Origin of the sequence: uncultured Chitinibacter sp., from assembly GCF_945957625.1 — a bacterium.
Lineage (GTDB): Bacteria > Pseudomonadota > Gammaproteobacteria > Burkholderiales > Chitinibacteraceae > Chitinibacter > Chitinibacter tainanensis.
The window spans coordinates 112,341-130,473 of the sequence record NZ_CAMFLP010000001.1 but is presented as its reverse complement, the minus strand read 5'-3'; the positions used below and the strand labels follow the sequence as shown (position 1 = coordinate 130,473).

16 protein-coding genes are annotated in these 18,133 nt (G+C 51.0%); 5 read left to right on the top strand and 11 right to left on the bottom strand.

All coding sequences use genetic code 11. The features are described from left to right. Window positions 1–36: 36 nt before the first annotated feature. The 3 genes from QV747_RS00590 to purM all read right to left on the bottom strand — a co-directional run bounded on the left by QV747_RS00590 (window position 37) and on the right by purM (window position 3,128). Window positions 37–1,230, bottom strand: coding sequence for a DUF3108 domain-containing protein (locus QV747_RS00590; protein ID WP_273428450.1), 1,194 nt, complete (start codon window positions 1,228–1,230; stop codon window positions 37–39). A 9-nt stretch (window positions 1,231–1,239) separates the two neighbouring features. Beyond that, window positions 1,240–1,875 carry a phosphoribosylglycinamide formyltransferase gene (purN, locus tag QV747_RS00585; protein WP_273428452.1) on the bottom strand — a complete coding sequence of 212 codons (636 nt, stop codon included), beginning with the start codon at window positions 1,873–1,875 and terminating at the stop codon, window positions 1,240–1,242. Between the two features lie 137 nt (window positions 1,876–2,012). After that, a complete protein-coding gene (purM, locus tag QV747_RS00580) occupies window positions 2,013–3,128 on the bottom strand; it encodes a phosphoribosylformylglycinamidine cyclo-ligase (protein ID WP_273428454.1) in 1,116 nt (371 codons plus the stop codon). Between the two features lie 82 nt (window positions 3,129–3,210). On the opposite strand from purM, the gene hda reads away from it, so the two are divergent. Then, window positions 3,211–3,876, top strand: a complete 666-nt coding sequence (gene hda, locus QV747_RS00575; protein ID WP_273428455.1) for a DnaA regulatory inactivator Hda — start codon at window positions 3,211–3,213, stop codon at window positions 3,874–3,876. A gap of 51 nt (window positions 3,877–3,927) precedes the next feature. On the opposite strand, the gene QV747_RS00570 is transcribed toward hda, so the two are convergent. Both QV747_RS00570 and QV747_RS00565 read right to left on the bottom strand, forming a co-directional pair. Beyond that, window positions 3,928–4,530, bottom strand: coding sequence for a type II secretion system protein (locus tag QV747_RS00570; RefSeq protein ID WP_051258666.1), 603 nt, complete (start codon window positions 4,528–4,530; stop codon window positions 3,928–3,930). Continuing rightward, window positions 4,527–5,132, bottom strand: coding sequence for a type II secretion system protein (locus QV747_RS00565; protein ID WP_273428458.1), 606 nt, complete (start codon window positions 5,130–5,132; stop codon window positions 4,527–4,529). Before QV747_RS00565 ends, QV747_RS00570 begins: the two co-directional genes overlap by 4 nt. 174 nt (window positions 5,133–5,306) lie before the next feature. Here QV747_RS00565 and leuS point away from each other — a divergent pair, with 174 nt between their 5' ends. From leuS to rng, 4 genes are read left to right on the top strand one after another with little or no spacing between them, the layout of a single operon-like run. After that, window positions 5,307–7,943, top strand: a complete 2,637-nt coding sequence (gene leuS / locus QV747_RS00560; protein WP_273428460.1) for a leucine--tRNA ligase — start codon at window positions 5,307–5,309, stop codon at window positions 7,941–7,943. Window positions 7,944–7,962: 19 nt separating this feature from the next. Beyond that, the gene (lptE, locus tag QV747_RS00555) at window positions 7,963–8,490 is read left to right on the top strand and encodes an LPS assembly lipoprotein LptE (protein ID WP_273428462.1); all 528 of its coding nucleotides are present in this window, start codon (window positions 7,963–7,965) and stop codon (window positions 8,488–8,490) included. Then, entirely contained in the window at window positions 8,490–9,515 is a 1,026-nt protein-coding gene (holA, locus tag QV747_RS00550) for a DNA polymerase III subunit delta (RefSeq protein WP_273428463.1), read from the top strand. The genes lptE and holA overlap by 1 nt, the downstream gene beginning before the upstream one ends. Beyond that, window positions 9,512–10,963 carry a ribonuclease G gene (rng, locus tag QV747_RS00545; protein ID WP_273428464.1) on the top strand — a complete coding sequence of 484 codons (1,452 nt, stop codon included), beginning with the start codon at window positions 9,512–9,514 and terminating at the stop codon, window positions 10,961–10,963. The genes holA and rng overlap by 4 nt, the downstream gene beginning before the upstream one ends. A gap of 102 nt (window positions 10,964–11,065) precedes the next feature. Here rng and QV747_RS00540 read toward each other — a convergent pair whose 3' ends face one another. The 6 genes from QV747_RS00540 to QV747_RS00515 all read right to left on the bottom strand — a co-directional run bounded on the left by QV747_RS00540 (window position 11,066) and on the right by QV747_RS00515 (window position 18,132). Then, window positions 11,066–12,964 carry a nucleoside-diphosphate sugar epimerase/dehydratase gene (locus QV747_RS00540; RefSeq protein ID WP_273428465.1) on the bottom strand — a complete coding sequence of 633 codons (1,899 nt, stop codon included), beginning with the start codon at window positions 12,962–12,964 and terminating at the stop codon, window positions 11,066–11,068. 49 nt (window positions 12,965–13,013) lie between these two features. Continuing rightward, window positions 13,014–13,610, bottom strand: a complete 597-nt coding sequence (locus QV747_RS00535) for a sugar transferase (RefSeq protein WP_273428467.1) — start codon at window positions 13,608–13,610, stop codon at window positions 13,014–13,016. An 89-nt stretch (window positions 13,611–13,699) separates the two neighbouring features. After that, the gene (locus QV747_RS00530) at window positions 13,700–14,638 is read right to left on the bottom strand and encodes an SDR family oxidoreductase (RefSeq protein ID WP_273428468.1); all 939 of its coding nucleotides are present in this window, start codon (window positions 14,636–14,638) and stop codon (window positions 13,700–13,702) included. After that, window positions 14,616–15,878 (bottom strand): glycosyltransferase family 4 protein, encoded by a 1,263-nt coding sequence (locus tag QV747_RS00525; RefSeq protein ID WP_273428471.1) that lies wholly within the window; start codon window positions 15,876–15,878, stop codon window positions 14,616–14,618. Before QV747_RS00525 ends, QV747_RS00530 begins: the two co-directional genes overlap by 23 nt. Window positions 15,879–15,886: 8 nt before the next feature. Continuing rightward, window positions 15,887–17,014 (bottom strand): non-hydrolyzing UDP-N-acetylglucosamine 2-epimerase, encoded by a 1,128-nt coding sequence (gene wecB / locus QV747_RS00520; protein WP_273428473.1) that lies wholly within the window; start codon window positions 17,012–17,014, stop codon window positions 15,887–15,889. 14 nt (window positions 17,015–17,028) lie between these two features. Further along, entirely contained in the window at window positions 17,029–18,132 is a 1,104-nt protein-coding gene (locus tag QV747_RS00515) for a capsular polysaccharide biosynthesis protein CapF (protein WP_273428475.1), read from the bottom strand. Window position 18,133 lies beyond the last annotated feature (1 nt).

Below are 18,133 nucleotides of genomic sequence, written 5' to 3'. Positions count from 1 at the left end.
CTAGCGGCGCAGGCCCTGTTAATAGTTGGGTTACGCCTAGCGGCGCATCCCGGATTTATTTGGGTCAACCCACTCCAGCACCTTCTTGCCGTCCAGAGTTAGATTGTAGGCCGTGAGGTCAAAGCGGCCATATTTTTCGGTATAGATCTGCATCCGTATCGGCAGATTATGCCAATCGGGTGCCAGCCAGAAATCCGCATGATTGGCCTTGTTGTCCGCCGCCAGCAGCACGGCGGTTAGGTCTTGTTGGCCAACCCGGATTTGCGCCTCCCCTTTCACAGCAAAGTGCACATCGGGATAGCGCTTTTTACCGGTAAACATCGCCATGCCATACTGGGCCTGCCCCCCCCCCATCAAAGCCAGATGCAAGCCCGCTGACATCACATCCTGATCACCGGGTTCAAAAGGCTCGATCGTTACCTGACTTTTATTGGTAATGGTGGCCTCCATGGTCTCCCAGTTAAACTCCACCGAGTTTTTCGGCTTATCCGGGCCATTGGAAAGATCGGCAAAAAACTCCGGCATCACCCCGGCCTTGCCTATGCGGCCACGGCTGACATAGCGAATGCCAACCGGCAATACTTTCAGCTCCAGATCATAGCGGCCATCGGCCAGTTTCCAGTGCAAAAAGGCATTCATTACCGCATAGCGGTATTCAATCAGCACCTCGCGGGGAAAGCGCTTGGCCGCCTGATGATTAATCTGCGTGGCCGCAGTGCTCGCCTTGCTGGCGCGGCTGGCGCCTTGGCTCCTCGCCAGCTTGGCTGGGCTACTGGCAGCTTCACTGGCCACGACGCTCAACGGCGCACTGGCAGGACTACTCGCCAGTACCGCACTCGCCACGCTACTGGCCCGACTGGCGCTCAAGGCTGCTAGCGCCGCCACTTGCGAAGCAGATTCCTGCGCGACCTTGCTCGCTACCGTTTCCTTAGCCGCTTGACTGGCCACAGCCTTGGGCGCTGGCGCAGCCTTTTTCACTGGCTGCACAGGTAGCGCTGGGCTAGCGAGATACACCTGCTGTTGCTCGGCTGGTTTCACCTTGCTCGCACTGCCGGTCAGGCTATCATCCAGTGCCTGTGCCTGCAGCTGACGCTTGGTTTGCTGTACTTTCAGTGGCGGAGCATCACGGTGCAGCCACCAGTCATACAGTGGCTGCGCCAAGAGCGTACCGAGGTGCAACAGCACCGAGGCCAATAAAGCCCAAGCAAGAAACCGTGGCCAGCGCGCCATGCTCTCCCCTTACACCGCCGGCGAACGCAGTGCCTGATCGGCGCGCGCCGGCGTCAGTAAACGCACTTTGCCCGCTGCAATCTGCAGGGCATCGGCCACAAACCATGCGACGGCTTGCGGGTAAAGCTGATGCTCTTGCACCAAAATGCGCGCCGCCAAACTTTCGGCGGTGTCGTCGGCCAGCACCGGCACAGCGGCTTGGGCGATAATCGGGCCATGATCCAGCTCGGCTGTCACAAAATGCACAGTGCAACCGGCGAGCTTCACGCCCTCATCCAGCGCTCGCTGATGAGTATTCAGGCCGGTAAAGGCCGGCAACAAAGACGGATGCACGTTAATCAGCCGCTGAGCGTAGTGCGCCACAAAACCGGCACTCAAAATGCGCATAAACCCGGCCAGCACGACCAGATCGGGCTCGTAGCTATCAATCAGTTGCGCCAGTGCCTGATCAAAGCTTTCGCGATCAGCAAATTGCTTATGATCGAGCGCCGCGGTGGTAATCCCGCGCTCGGCCGCCCAGGCCAAGCCCGCCGCATCGGGGCGATTAGAGATCACGGCGGCAATCCGTGCGCCGGCGATCTGTGCATTCACAATCGCCTGCATATTGCTGCCGCGGCCAGAAATCAGAATGACTACATTCTTCATGCCATATCCAGTGGGGTATTGCCTTAAAAGGCTTATTATCAAAGAGCTAACGGGACATACCCCAAGAGGGAAATCATCCCGCACAAAAACAAAGAGCGAGGTCTGCGACCTCGCCCCGGGCTGATGCGCCGTGTCGCTTAAGCTACTTGTGTTTGGTGCTCGTCACCAGTGCGGGCACGGATCTGGCCCAGCTGGTAAACCGTTTCACCTTCGGCTTGCAACAGCGCCGTTGCCGCAGCCGCATCGGCCGCCGCCACAATCACCACCATGCCTACACCACAGTTAAAGGTGCGATACATTTCTTGCTGCGCCACATTGCCTTCTGCCTGCAACCACTGGAACAGTTTTGGCATGGTCCAGCTCGCCGCATCGATTTGCGCCACCACGTTCTCAGGCAAGACGCGCGGTACGTTTTCGGTAATGCCGCCGCCAGTAATATGGGCCATGCCTTTGACCGTCAGCGTTTGCATCAGTTTCAACAGCGGCTTCACATAAATGCGTGTTGGCGCCATCACCACATCCGACAGTGAACGGCCACCATCAAATTCGGCGTTGAAATCAACTTTACCTAAGCTCAGAATTTTGCGAATCAGCGAGTAACCATTGGAATGGGCGCCATTAGAGGCCAGCCCCAACACCACATCACCCGGCTGGATTTCGCGGCCAGTGATCACTTTGCTCTTTTCTACCACGCCCACGGCAAAGCCAGCGAGGTCATATTCACCTTCCGGATACATGCCGGGCATTTCGGCGGTTTCACCACCGATCAGCGCGCAACCGGCCTGCTCGCAACCGGCTGCAATGCCTTTGATCACTTCGGTCGCGCTTGGTACATCCAGCTTGCCGCAGGCAAAGTAATCCAGGAAGAACAATGGCTCGGCGCCTTGCACCAGAATATCGTTTACGCTCATGCCCACCAGATCGATACCCACGGTATCGTGGCGGTTCAGCTCGAACGCCAGTTTGAGCTTGGTGCCCACACCATCCGTACCAGAAACCAGCACGGGCTCTTGGTATTTCTTGCTGATTTCAACCAAAGCACCAAAACCGCCAATGCCGCCAAGAACTTCAGGGCGCATGGTGCGTTTGGCAAAAGGTTTAATGTTTTCAACCAGCTGGTCACCGGCATCGATGTCAACACCGGCATCGCGGTAGCTCAGACTTTGCTTGAGATTTTGGTCGCTCACGGGAAAGGCCTCGTAGTGGGCGGCGCTGTGCGGTAAAATAAGCGCCAGATCTGCTAAACACGGCATTTTATCGCATTTAGCGCCAAACGACTTCCCCCTTTTCGCACTCCAGAGACTGAAAAACCGGCAAAACCGCCCAGTGGCCCCGATGAAGCAACTGATTCTCGACTTTTTACCCCCAGCTCCGCGCACTTTTGATGATTTCGTGCGCGGCGATAACGCTGAGCTGCTCTTTCAGCTGGGCGAGTGGGCCAATGGTGAAGTGCGGGCGTTGTATATCTGGGGCGAGGCTGATGCAGGCAAAAGCCATCTGCTCGCGGCCAGCGCGGCACGCCTGCCGGCCGGCATGCCGGTGTATCAGGTGAATGCCCGCGAAGAGATGCTGCCGCAAACGCTGGAAAGCCACGCCGCGCTCTTGGTCGATAATGTAGAAAGCCTCGATACCGAGCAGCAGATTACGCTGTTTGATCACTACAATACCCTGCGCGAAGGCACGGGCCGCATCTTGGCCAGCGGCACTTTGCCGCCAATGCTACTGCCCTTACGCGATGATCTCACCACCCGCTTGGGCTGGGGGTTGGTTTATCAGCTCAAATCACTGTCTGATGATGACAAACTGGGCGCGCTGCAACGCCGCGCGCGGCATCTGGGCTTTGAGTTACCGCGCGAACTGGCCGAGTATTTGCTCAAGCACGTAGATCGCTCGCTACCCAATCTATATGCCCAACTGGAAGGGCTCAACCAATTGGCGCTATCCAAGCAAAAACCAGTCACGCTGCCGTTGCTGCGCGAAAGTTTAAAGGCCAATACCTAGGCAGGTATTGGCCTTAGCGCAAAGCTATTCATCGCTCTCTAGTCTATACCCCTAGGGCATTACCTTCATCAGTACATTCGCCTGCCCGCTCAGCGCCCAACAATCGGTGGTAGCGGTATAGCTATTACTGCTGGAAGCATACGGCGCCGTCGTGGCAGGATCACCATCGCGCACCACGCCGGTATTGGCGTCGCCATCGTCCATTAATTTATCCAGCGCGCAGATAAAGCGCATATCGGCATTGGCGGCGCCGGCAAAATCGAGCCAAAGCCCACCCGAGCGATTCCAGACGGTCCAATCCTGCCCCAGCACACTGCGTCGATCCGCGCTTTGCAAGATATTGGTCACATCAATCAGCAAGACCCAAAATGCCGCCGCTTCATTGCCATTTTCAATCTGCCCATTGCGGCTGCCATTACAGGCGGCCACGGTGGCGGGCGTGGCGCTGGGGCAACCATCGCCGGGGTAAAAGCCATATTTTTCGTAAAAAATATTAATGCCGCTGACGATCTTATTGTATTGCGCCTGCATGTTTTTCACTTTGGCGCCATCGATCAGATCTTTGCCTTTAAAGGCCATCCCCAAAATCAGGCCGATGATCACCAGCACGATCGCCAGTTCGACCAATGTAAAGCCCTGCTCAGCGCGCCTCATGGCAACACCCGAATCCCGATCGACACTTGACCAGACAGCGCCCAGCAATCATCGGTGGCGGTGTAGTTTTGCCCAGCGCTGCGCACGATGCCGCTGCTATTAACCCCATCATCCATCAGCCGATCCAGCGCACAGACAAAGCGTACATCGGCTGCCGCAGTGGCGGTGCTGGTGAGTGTGAGGTAGTTGGTATTGCTGGCGTAGCCGGTTTGCGTGGTGGCCGCATCCGAAATCACCCAATCCTGACCAAACACACTACGCACATCCGCGCTGGTGAGGATATTGGTGTTCATCAGCAAGGTCATGGCGGCGGCGCTTTCGGTCGCACCATTAATCAAGCCATTGCGCCCGGTGGCTGGGCAGGTAGTCGCGCTGGCCGCTGGGGCAGTCGCACAGCCGTCGCCAGGGTATGCGCCGTATTTTTCGTAATAGATATTAAAACCGGCGACGATCTTATTGTATTGCGCCTGCATGTTTTTCACTTTGGCGCCGTCGATCAGGTCTTTACCTTTAAAAGCCATCCCCAGAATCAGCCCAATAATCACCAGCACAATCGCTAGCTCAACCAGGGTAAAACCGGTTTGTCGGGAAGCAGGTTGCATTGCTACTCCTTGTGGGGCACAGCGGGGCTGCGATTTACTCAGTCTAGGCAAGGGCTTGCGCGCATTGCAAGGCCAGCGACATCGTGCTGGTCGCACTTTGCGCACATCAGCGCCGCGATGGCGGCTGAGCTCAGGTATAATCGCGTTTTTGCCTCATTTGACTCAGTGCCGATCATGCAAGAACAGTACGCCCCGCTTTCCGTCGAAGCCGCCGCCCAGGCGCATTGGGAATCTACCCGCGCGTTTGAAGTGACCGAAGATACCAGCCGCCCGAAATACTATGCCTGCTCGATGCTGCCCTACCCTTCGGGCAAGCTGCACATGGGTCACGTGCGCAACTACACCATCAACGACATGCTGGCGCGCCACTTGCGGATGAAAGGCTTTAATGTACTGATGCCAATGGGCTGGGATGCGTTTGGTCTGCCAGCAGAAAATGCGGCCATTGCGTACAAAAAATCACCAGCGGAATGGACTTACGCCAATATCGACGACATGAAGTCGCAAATGAAGCCACTGGGCTTGGCGTTTGACTGGTCGCGTGAGATCGCCACATGCGATCCGGATTACTACAAGTGGAACCAATGGTTCTTCTTAAAAATGCTGGAAAACGGCACCGCGTACAAAAAAACCCAGATCGTGAACTGGGATCCGGTTGACCAAACCGTACTCGCCAACGAGCAAGTGGTGGATGGTCGCGGCTGGCGCTCCGGCGCGATTGTAGAAAAGCGCGAAATCCCCGGCTACTACTTCGCAATCACCAAATATGCGGATGAGCTGCTGAACGACATCGACACGCTCGAAGGCTGGCCAGACATGGTACGCGCCATGCAGCGCAACTGGATCGGCAAATCAGAAGGTGTACGTTTCGCGTTCAAACACGATATCACCGATGCCAACGGCAACTTGGTACAAGACGGCAAGCTGTACGTGTTCACGACGCGCGCCGACACCATTATGGGCGTGACTTTCTGTGCCGTGGCGGCTGAGCATCCACTGGCGACGCGCGCTGCAGAATTGAAACCAGAACTGGCCGCGTTTATCGAAGAATGCAAAAAAGGCGGCACGACCGAAGCTGAATTAGCGACGCAAGACAAAGTTGGCGTTGCAACTGGCCTATTCGTGACTCACCCGCTGACCGGCGCACAAGTTGAAGTGTGGATCGGTAACTACGTATTGATGGGTTATGGCGATGGCGCAGTCATGGCTGTTCCAGCGCACGACGAGCGCGATTTTGCCTTTGCGAAAAAATACAATCTGGCGATCAAACAAGTCATCTCTGTCGAAGGCGAAGAATTCAGCACTGATGCTTGGGCCGAATGGTATGGCGACAAAACGCGCGGCGTAACGGTTAATTCTGGCAAATACGACGGCTTAAGCTACAAAGCCGCGGTTGATGCGGTAGCGGCTGATTTGGCAGCACAAGACGCCGGCGAGAAAAAAACCACCTGGCGTCTGCGCGACTGGGGTATTTCACGCCAGCGCTACTGGGGCACGCCAATCCCCATCATCCACTGCGATTGCTGCGGCGATGTACCGGTGCCGTACGAACAACTGCCGGTGGTATTGCCCACCGACTGCATTCCAGACGGCTCGGGCAATCCACTGAAACAACGGACCGACTTCCTGAATGTAGACTGCCCGAAATGCGGCGCGCCAGCCAAACGCGAAACCGACACGATGGATACCTTCGTGGATTCAAGCTGGTATTTCATGCGCTATTGCGACCCGAAAGTCGGCGACGCGATGGTGGGCAACGGTACCGCTTACTGGATGGGCGCGGCCGGTGAAGCTGCTGGCGGCATGGATCAATACATCGGCGGCATCGAGCACGCGGTCTTGCACTTGCTGTACGCGCGTTTCTGGACCAAGGCGATGCGCGACGCGGGCCTGATCAATTTTGGTGAGCCATTCAAAAACCTGTTTACCCAAGGCATGTTGCTGCGCGATTGCTACTACCGCGAAGACGCAAGCGGCAAAAAACGCTGGTTCTACCCGGCCGAAGTGCAAGTACAGCACGACGACAAAGGTCGCCCGATTGCGGCAATTGCGGTTGAAGACGGTCAGCCGGTGATCATGGGCGGCATCGAGAAGATGTCGAAATCGAAAAACAACGTCGTTGAACCGAAAGACATTATCGAGAAATTCGGCGCCGATACCGCGCGTCTGTTCACCATGTTTGCTGGCCCACCAGAGCAAAGCGCGGCGTGGTCGGATAGCGGTGTGGAAGGCGCGTACCGCTACCTGCGCCGCCTCTGGACATATGGCTTTAAACAGCTTGATGCGATTAAGGCTGCGAGCAATACCCTTGACGGAATTGAACTGAGTAAAGACGACAAAGCGCTGCGCTTTGAAGTGCATAGCACCCTCAAACAAATCAACGCTGACTATGAACGCCTGCAGTACAACACCGTGGTTTCCGGCGTGATGAAGTTGCTGAATGCGCTGGAAGGCTACAAGGGTAACAATGCGGCAGTCGTACGCGAGTGCTTTGGTATCTTGCTGCGCGCCATTTACCCGGCCGCGCCGCACATTGCGCATACGCTGTGGAATGAGCTGAACTACGGTGGCGAAATCGCAACCGCAGCATGGCCTGAGCCAGCAGCCGATGCGCTGACGCAAGATGAAATCAAGCTGATGGTGCAAATTAACGGCAAGCTGCGTGGTGAAATCCACGTTGCCGCCGACGCCAGCAAAGACGTCATCGAGGCGGCAGCACTGGCCGAAGAGCAGGTGCAAAAGCACCTGGCCGGCGCCGCACCGAAGAAAGTCATCATCGTACCAGGCCGTCTGGTAAATATTGTTGCTTAAGCCCCCACAGGACACCGCCATGACCCTTACCCTGCGCACCTTATTGCTCACCTTGCTCAGCACCTTGCTGGTGGCGTGTGGCTTTCATTTGCGCGGGCAAGGGCCGGCGGCCAAACTGAGCTTTACCACCGCGCAGGTAGTGGGTGAAGGTGCCGCCAGCCAAGAGCTCACGCGGCAATTCCAGCTGATGCAAATCACTGTAACCCGCAACCAGCCGGAATTAAGCGTACAAATCCTGAACGAAAGTGCCGATCGCCAGGTACTAAGCGTCAACAATTCGGGGCAGGTATCGGAATATCGCCTGTTCTACCGCGTGCGCTTTAGTGCCAACCAAAAGGGCGAGCCGCTGCTCGATGACGTACCACTCACCTTGCAGCGCAATATCAGCTGGGATGAAAACAGCGTACTGTCGAAAGAAAGCGAAGAGGCACGGCTGTATAAGGAAATGCAGCGTGATGCCGCCGCCCAGATCGTGCGCCGGATTGCCGCAGCGGCAAAAGCACAACAGGCCAAAGCCGCCAGCACGGCCAGCGCTGCGGGGCAATAATGCGCCCGGATGAACTGGGCAAAGCATTGCAGCGGGGCCTGGCCCCGCTGTATGTTATTAATGGTGATGAATCTTTGCTGGCGCTAGAGGCCGCTCAAGCCATTCGCGACGCCGCACGAACGGCAGGCTATCACGAGCGCGAAGTGCTCACCGTTGAAAACGCCGCACACTTTCAATGGAGCCAGCTCAGTACCAGCAGCGCGAGCATGTCGCTGTTTGCCGAATTACGCCTGCTTGAGCTGCGAATTCCCAATGGCAAACCCGGAGCTGAGGGGGGTAAAGCGCTAGAAGCCTTTGCCAGCAATCTCTCCAGCGACATACTCACCATTATCACCTTACCCAAACTCGACAAAACCGCGCTCAATAGCAAGTGGATGCAGGCTTTGGCCAAGGCGGGGGTAGTGGTTGAGGCCAAGGCCATTGAGCGCCAGCAGCTGCCCGACTGGATACGCCAACGCCTGCAGCAACAAGGCCAATCTTTAAGCGCCAGCGCGATGGATTGGCTGGTGGATCGGGTAGAAGGTAATTTGCTGGCTGCGCACCAAGAGATCCAGAAGCTTGGCCTCCTGCATCCAAAGGGTGAATTACAGCTTGCCGAGCTGGAAGCCGCCGTTGCCAATGTCGCCCGTTATGATGTGTTTAGCTTGGGTGAAGCGGTACTAACCGGTGATGCCCAGCGGGTCTGCCATATGCTCGATGGCCTACGTGCTGAAGGCGAGTCCCCCGTTTTAGTGTTATGGGCGCTGGCTGAAGAAACCCGCACTTTGTATAAATTTGCCCAAGGCCGTTCGCGCGGCGTTCCCGCCGTTCAGCTCACCAAAGAGCTGCGTATCTGGGGTAACAAACAACGCCTCATCGATGGCGCCGCCAGCCGCGTGAACGCCAAACGCCTGAAAGCCGCCCTGCAGCTGGCCCGCCAGCTCGATGCCTTAATCAAAGGCATCGGCGAAGGTGATGTCTGGGCCGAACTCAACCGCCTCGCCCTCCTCCTGATCAACCCGCAACTTGCTCCCCGTGGCCTATGAAAGAACAGATCCTTGTTAATATCACCCCGCAAGAAACCCGTGTCGCCACCATTGAAGATGGTGTCGTGCAGGATATTCATATCGAGCGCACCGCACATCGCGGCCTGGTGGGGAATATTTATCTGGGTCTGGTGAAGCGAGTGTTGCCCGGTATGCAAAGCGCGTTTATCGAAATCGGCCTCGAGCGTGCCGCATTTTTGCATATTGCCGATGTGATCGAACAACGCCAACACCCGAATGAGCCGCAGCGCATCGAACGCATCCTGCACGAAGGCCAAGCCGTAATGGTACAGGTGATCAAAGACCCCATCGGCAGCAAAGGCGCCCGCCTCTCAACACAAATCAGCATCGCCGGGCGTTTTTTGGTGTTTCTGCCGCAAGATAATCACATCGGAATTTCGCAGCGAATTGGCGATGATGCCGAGCGCGATCAGCTGCGCAAGCGCCTTGAAGCCATGTTGCCCGAACAGCACGGCGGCTACATCATCCGCACCAATGCCGATCACGCCAGCAATGAAGAATTACAAGCCGATATTGATTATCTGAACCTGATTTGGGCCGATATTCGCCAAAGCAGCCAAACAAAACCGGCCCGCTCGCTGCTCTTTCAGGATTTATCACTGCAACTGCGTGTATTGCGCGATATGGTGACCGACAATATCGAAACAGTACACGTCGATAGCCGTGAAAATTTCGCCCGCATGACACAGTTTGCCGAACGCTTCGTGGTCGATGTACTACCGAAAATTCAGCATTACAGCGGTGATCGGCCCTTATTTGAATTGTATGGCGTAGAAGCCGAAATTGAACGCGCCTTAAGCCGCCGCGTAAATCTAAAATTCGGCGGCTATTTGATCATCGATCAAACCGAAGCGATGACCACCATTGATGTGAATACCGGTGGCTTTGTTGGTACGCGCTCGTTTGATGACACTATCTTCAAAACTAATCTGGAAGCCACACAAGTCATCGCTCGGCAACTACGTCTACGCAATTTAGGCGGGATTATAATCGTCGATTTCATCGACATGGATAATGAAAACCACAAAGCTGCGGTGCTGGATGAATTGAAAAAAGCGCTCGAACGCGATCGAACCAAAATCACCGTCAGCCAATTTACCAGCCTAGGGCTCGTGGAAATCACCCGCAAGCGCACACGCGAATCACTCGCGCACGTCCTCTGCGAGCCCTGCCCTACTTGCCAAGGCCGTGGTGAAGTCAAAACGCCACAAACAATTTGCTATGAGATTTTGCGCGAAATTTTGCGCGAAGCACGCCAATTTAACGCCAGCGAATACCGCATTTTGGCCGCGCAATCGGTAATTGATATGTTTTTAGATGAGGAATCGGCGAACTTAGCGCAATTAGTCGACTTCATCGGTAAGCCAATCTACCTGCAGGTTGAATCGGCTTACTCGCAAGAGCAATTTGATGTGGTACTAGTTTGATCGGTTAACCGGCTTCAATGCTATTGCCTGCAGCCCCTAGAACCAGAGGGTATTTGCCCAAAAGCAATATTCTATAAGGGCTACAAGGCAATACGTTAACCATTAATGCTCAGCAAACTCACACAAGTGATCGCGTACAGCTTGATCTGGTTTGAAACCAGAGACACATTGCTGCAAAATTTCGATGATTTTATGTGAATCATTATTTGAGCACGCGATCGCTAATTCGGCAGTGACTTGCTCCAATTCATCTAATGTCAAGCACCCCTCATGGGCTTTCATAATCCGCGGGTGCTCTGTACCGCTAACATTGTCACCAATCAGCAATTCTTCATAGAGTTTTTCACCAGGACGCAAACCTGTGAATTCAATCGCGATATCACCGTTTGGATTGCTCTCGTCTTTGACCCGATAACCGCTCAAGTGAATCATACGGCGAGCCAAGTCCACAATTTTAACCGGCTGCCCCATATCCAATACAAAGACCTCGCCATTCCCCCCCATTGCTCCTGCTTGAATTACGAGCTGGGATGCTTCTGGAATAGTCATAAAAAAGCGATTAATTTCGGGGTGAGTGACTTTGACTGGGCCACCAGCCGCAATCTGCTTACGAAAAAGCGGTACTACCGAGCCACTCGAGCCCAGAACGTTACCAAAACGTACCATACTGAAGCGCGTTTTAACCGTGGGGTCTTGTGCATAAGCCTGCAAAGCAAGCTCGGCCATACGTTTGCTCGCCCCCATCACATTAGTCGGACGTACGGCTTTATCCGTGGAAATCAGCACAAAAGATTCGACACCAGCTTCAATAGCCGCGGCTGCAGCTGAGCGAGTACCGAACGCATTATTCAAAATGCCCTCTGTGATATTGAACTCAACCAATGGCACATGCTTGTATGCCGCTGCATGATAGACAGTTTGCACCTCGTAACGAGCCATGATTGCCGCCAGGCGCATGCCATTTTGCACAGAACCCAATACGGGATGGATAGCTATCGGCAAGTTTTGCTCACGAATGACCAGACTTAATTCTTGCTCAATTGAATACAGCGCAAATTCAGATAATTCATACAAAACCAAGGCTATAGGCTTATTGCGGATAATTTGTCTGCAAAGCTCGGAGCCGATCGAACCACCAGCACCTGTAACCATAACCACTTTGCCAGAAATATTACGAGCCAAAAGTGCTTTATTGGGTGGCACAGGCTCACGTCCTAACAGCTCATCAACCCCGACTTCACGAGCATCTGCTAAGCGTACTTCACCACTCACCAGATCGGCCATACCAGGCAAAATTCGGACTTCAACCGCCAATGGCTCAAGCTGATTCACAAGTTCAATTTGCCGAGCCCGTGGAGCAGATGGGATAGCCAGTAATATCTGCTGAATATTACCAGTTGCAATTAAATCGATCATTTCAGAATTGCTAAAAACCCGCAAACCGCTAATCTGTAAACCTTGCTGTTCAAGGGCATCATCCACAAAACCGACTGGCTCGAACTCCTGACCAGTACGCAGCGCCACAGCCAGTTGCCTACCCGCGCTACCAGCACCGTAAATCAAAACAGGTTTTCTATCCATTGACAGCGGAGCTAAACGACGTAATACCGCTCTAGCTACAAATCGACTGCTAATAATAATAGCCATTGCAAGTAACCAGAAAATCAGCAACGATCCACGTGGCACCCCAGTTACTTGAAACAGCTGCAATGCCGTTATGAATATCAAAGTAGCCAATGAAACCGCACTAGCAATCGTAATAACGGCCCTATCCTCGATATAGCGAATTACCGCACGATATAAGCCAAGCCGAATAAAAATTGGCGTAGCAATCAATGATGGAAGCATAAACATCCACCAAGGAAAATGCTCAGGATAGGTCCAATCATCAACACGCAAAGCGATCGCGGCCCAAAGCGCAATGGGGAGCAAAACACAATCTGCACAAAGAATAATCAGGCTTTTAGCAGTACGCGGCAAACCGATTGCTTTTCTAAACATAAGAAAGAGAAATCCAATTCAACAAAACGACAAACAACAACAGTAAGTATTAGTGTGTAATACCATCACGGCGTAGAACTTTTAATGCTGTTAGAAACATGATTTTTAGATCAAATAGAAATGATCTGCGTTGCAAATATTCTACATCAAAGCCAACTTTAACAGGGATAGGCAACTCATCTCTGCCATTAATTTGCGCCCAGCCCGTCAGTCCAGGAACTAATTCATGCACCCCTTTCTCAGTTCGCAGTGCGATTAAATCGTCTTGATTAAACAAAGCAGGCCGTGGCCCCACAAAACTCATATCACCAAGCAAAATACACCACAATTGTGGCAATTCATCCAAGCTGGATTTACGCAAAAAACCACCAATCGGCGTTAAACATGCCTTGGGATCAGCTAATAAATGAGTAGCGACAGCAGGAGTATCAATCCGCATTGAACGAAATTTGGGCATTTTGAAAATCGCATTACGCAGACCTACGCGATCAGACCAATACAAAGCAGGCCCTTTGGAAGTTAACTTGACCAAAATTGCAACTAGCAAAATCGGAACAAGAAACACCAAAAAAAGAATCAATGCCAATAAAAAATCAAAACAACGCTTCAACATAAAAAAAACCAAATAATTATCAACAACAAACATGAGTAACATCAGATAGCCTAGTAAAAAGCATGTTACTCGAGAATACACCTTAGTAATTACATCGCAAACACCAAATTACAAGTATAAAATCAAAGGTGCTTATCGCTCAAAAATTCACATGCAGTTTTTAATAATGCCTTATCTACACTCACAGGCGGCTGCCAGCCCAATAATTTAGCAGCCTTACTAATATCTACCTGTAAGGAGCCACAAAGGCGCTGCGCCATATCTGATTTACCTAAGAGTGCAGCCCCAGTTTGCAGCATCCACATTGGCACCGGAATCAAACGACTAGCAACCCCCAGGGCTTTAGCCATACGCTCCAATAATTCAGTGGTTGATAAATCTTCGCCATCACCAGCCAGAAAAATCTGATTCGCCGCTGCGGGGTGATGAACGCATACCCAGATCAAATCTACCAGATTATCTAGTGCAACAAGACTACGCTTGTTTTGAATAGCCCCTAACGGCAGCGGAACCCCTTTGCATAACCATTTCATCATTGCAGCGAAATTAGCTTTAACACCTGGACCATAGACCAAAGGCGGCCGAATAATCACCACCTCCAGTCCCGTTTCTATTGCCAACTGGAGCAATTCCTGCTCTGCTTCAGATTTGGAGATACCATAGGAATCAAGCGGTGCAGCAATATCATCGGCATGAAATGTTTTCCCCGGCTTTGTGGCTTCGCCATTGACTTTAATCGAGCTGATAAAGACGAAACGGCGCACACCAGCAGCCACCGCTTGTCGAGCCAAGTTTAGAGTACCAGCAACATTAACCTTTCGAAAATCTGCAAGTGGGTCGAGCGAAGCATCATTCATAATATGCACCCGTGCAGCTGTGTGCACCACGACATCAATGCCTGCCAAAGCAACCGACCACGGGGTGTTGCCATCAATATCGCCAACAGCAATTACATTGCCAGTACCTTTTCGCACTGAAGCACGAAAGGTACAATTTTCGCTCCTTAATCGATCACATACAGCACGGCCGACGAAACCATTAGATCCCGTTATCAACAACATAATTTTTTCCCGTTTTTTTATCGATCACTTCCATAAACCATGAATCAAGTGTATCGATTAACTTACGTCGACCAAATTGAGCCTGCGCATAAATTCGTCCGTTCTGCCCTAACCGTTTGCGTTCAGCTAGATCCATTTTACTCATTTCAATTATTGCATCTGCTAGCCCTTGGGCATCACCAGCTGCGGCACAAAGTCCAGCATTGGCATCGCGGATTACATTCGCCCCTTCACCGTCAAGCATGCCAAGCAAAGGGATACCGGACATTAAATACGACTGGACTTTGCCAGGGATAGTCAATGCAAAAACAGGATCAGATTTTAAACTTACTAATAAGGCATCGGCACATAGGTAAAAAGACGGCATTCTCTCAACAGGGAAACGACCTAATATTTGCACATATCCATCTAAGCCACGTTGCATGACCTGATCGTATAACCATGACGACATCCGTCCATCACCTACTATGCACCACCGCACTTTAATTGATTGTGTTTTCAACAACTCTGCCGCTCGCAAAATGGCTGGAAAGTCTTGCGCCTCGCCAACATTACCTGCAAAAACGATAGTGAAAGTATCATCACTCTGTGCAATTTCAACGGCAGGAGTAAGACCTGCAGCAGAGGTAAATACATCCTCCGACCAGCTTGGGAAATATCGAATTTTCTGCTTATCACAACAATACTGCGCAATACTGCGAGAAAACGATTTCGACTGACCTAAAACCATATCACAGCGGTTGTATATAAAAGAAACCAATTTACCAACTAGATGCAAGGCAAATTTAGACTTTACGACGCCAATAGCTGATAGGGTTTCAGGCCAAAGGTCTAAAACCCAAAAAACCACAGGAACTTTCTTGAAAAAACGGAAAATAACGGCAGGTATTCCAACCGTAATCGGTGACGGCTCGAAAACAAACACAACATCGAATTTCTTTCTGCGTAGACGCCATACACCAAGAAGCGAAGCACTTATCATGAAACTAAAATAATTCAGCATCAATCTGAAAGCACCAGTATGTCTTGGCAGCATTGGAACACGAACAATCTCTGCCCCATGAAATTCGCTAAATCCAGCGGGATTCACCTGATAATCAGCTAAAATTTGTCCAGAGGGGTAGTTTGGAACGCCAGTTAACACCGTAACTTCGTATCCGCGGTCACGCCACTCCTGAACTAAATCATTAATTCTAAAATTCTCTGGCCAAAAATATTGGCTAATTACCAGAATACGCACAACTTATCCTATTTCTTCCATACAACGCGATTAACATAGTCGGTATAACTATGAATAATACGTACAACTTTATCAGAAACATTCGGCATCGAATAATCTGCTACAGGTCGCAACAAGCGAACATTAGATCGAGGCTGGTCAACCAAGATTTCTAATGCCTGCAAAACTCGCTCAATATCAACCCCAGTCATCATCACAGATGCTTCTTCCATCGCTTCAGGGCGTTCGTGTGCTTCACGAATATTAACAGCTGGAAAATTCAAGATTGATGATTCTTCCGAGATTGTTCCACTATCAGATAAAACTGCTCTTGCATCGCGCTGCAAGCGCACATAATCTTTAAAGCCTAATGGTCTTAACAAATTTACCAAAGGGTGAAATTGAATACCTTTAGCGTCAATCCGTTTTTGAGTCCGCGGATGGGTGGACACAATGACTGGCTCGCCATATTTTTCGGCAACTCCATTAAGAGTTTCGGCCAGTTTCGCTAAATTAATATCAGAATCGATATTTTCTTCGCGATGAGCACTAACCACAAAATATTTACCCACACCTAAACTCAAGCGGCTCAAAATATCTGAATCATCAATACCCTCTCGATAATGCATCAATACCTCATACATTGGGCTACCAGTTTTGATAATTCTATCTGCAGCTAAGCCTTCACGCAAAAGATATTCTCGTGCTATGTCACTATAAGTCAGATTAATATCGGCAGTATGATCGACAATTTTTCGGTTTGTTTCTTCTGGCACACGCTGATCAAAACAACGATTCCCTGCTTCCATATGAAAAATTGGAATCTTACGGCGTTTAGCTGGAATTGCCGCCAAACAGCTATTTGTATCACCTAAAACCAGTAACGCATCAGGCTTGACTTCTTCCAAAGGTCCATCAACAGCAATGATTACCTGTCCAATTGTTTCTGCCGCATTCTTACCCGCAGCATTGAGGAAGAAATCGGGCTTACGAACACCCAAGTCATCAAAAAAAATTTGATTTAATTCATAATCATAATTTTGCCCAGTATGAATCAAAGTATGATCACAATATTGATCCAGTTTAGCCAAAACACGCGATAGGCGGATAATTTCTGGGCGAGTGCCAACTACTGTCGCTACTTTTAATTTCTTCATTCTCTTTAATCTCTTTAAACCTCATGTGAAACCGTGTCCGGCTTCTGGCGGTCAAAAATTTCATTTGCCCAGAGCATCACAAGCATTTCATCTTGCCCAATATTTGTAATATCATGTGCCCAACCTGGAATTGTCTCTACAATCCGTGGATTCGCACCTTGAGTAATCAGCTCAATTCTCTCGCCAGTTAAGATATGGCGAAAACCAAACCTAGCTTCACCCTTAATCACCAAGAATTTTTCTGTTTTAGTATGGTGGTAATGACCACCACGTGTAATTCCAGGATGTGCGGTGAAGAATGAAAACTGACCACAATCCGGCGTCTTTAGCATTTCAACAAACACGCCTCGTGCATCACCATAACTAGGCACTTGATAGGAAAAATCATCAGTTGCTAAATAACTGACGTAGGTTGAGTACAAAGCCCGCATTAAACCTGTGCCGACCGGCTCAGTAATGATGGTATCTCTGCTAGACTTAAACCGGGCAATGCATTCAGCGACATACCCTACCGTAGTATTATAAACAGTCGATATATCTATCTGGCCTGCGGGTGGCTGCAGAGTCAGCGATGAGATAAAGCTTTCACAAACATCATCAATATAAACAAGCTGCAATGGCGCATTTGCATCGTTAATCGTAATCGGCAAATTATGCGCTGTATTATGGCAAAAAGTTGCGACTGCGGAATTATAATTGGGACGGCACCACTTACCAAAAACGTTTGGCAGTCGGTATATATACACTGATGTGCCTGCTTTCATTTGATACTGACGTAATAGATCTTCAGCAGCAGATTTGCTATTCCCATAAGGATTGTCAATTTCCGCCTGAATGGACGATGTATAGACAATCGGAACAGAACGGCCCAAGTCATTCAAAACCGCAATAATTTCCGTAGTCAATCCGACATTGCCGGAGTGTAATTCACTAACATCTTTTGGCCGATTAATCCCCGCAAGATGAAAAATGAAATCTGCTATCTTTAAGCCTTCATGCAAATCAGAAGAAGTGGACTCGCGATCAATACAAATAATATCTTTGTAGCCAGCTTCTTTTAAATGTACTCGCAAATTTTTCCCAATAAAACCATTGGAACCAGTGATCAAGATTTTCATG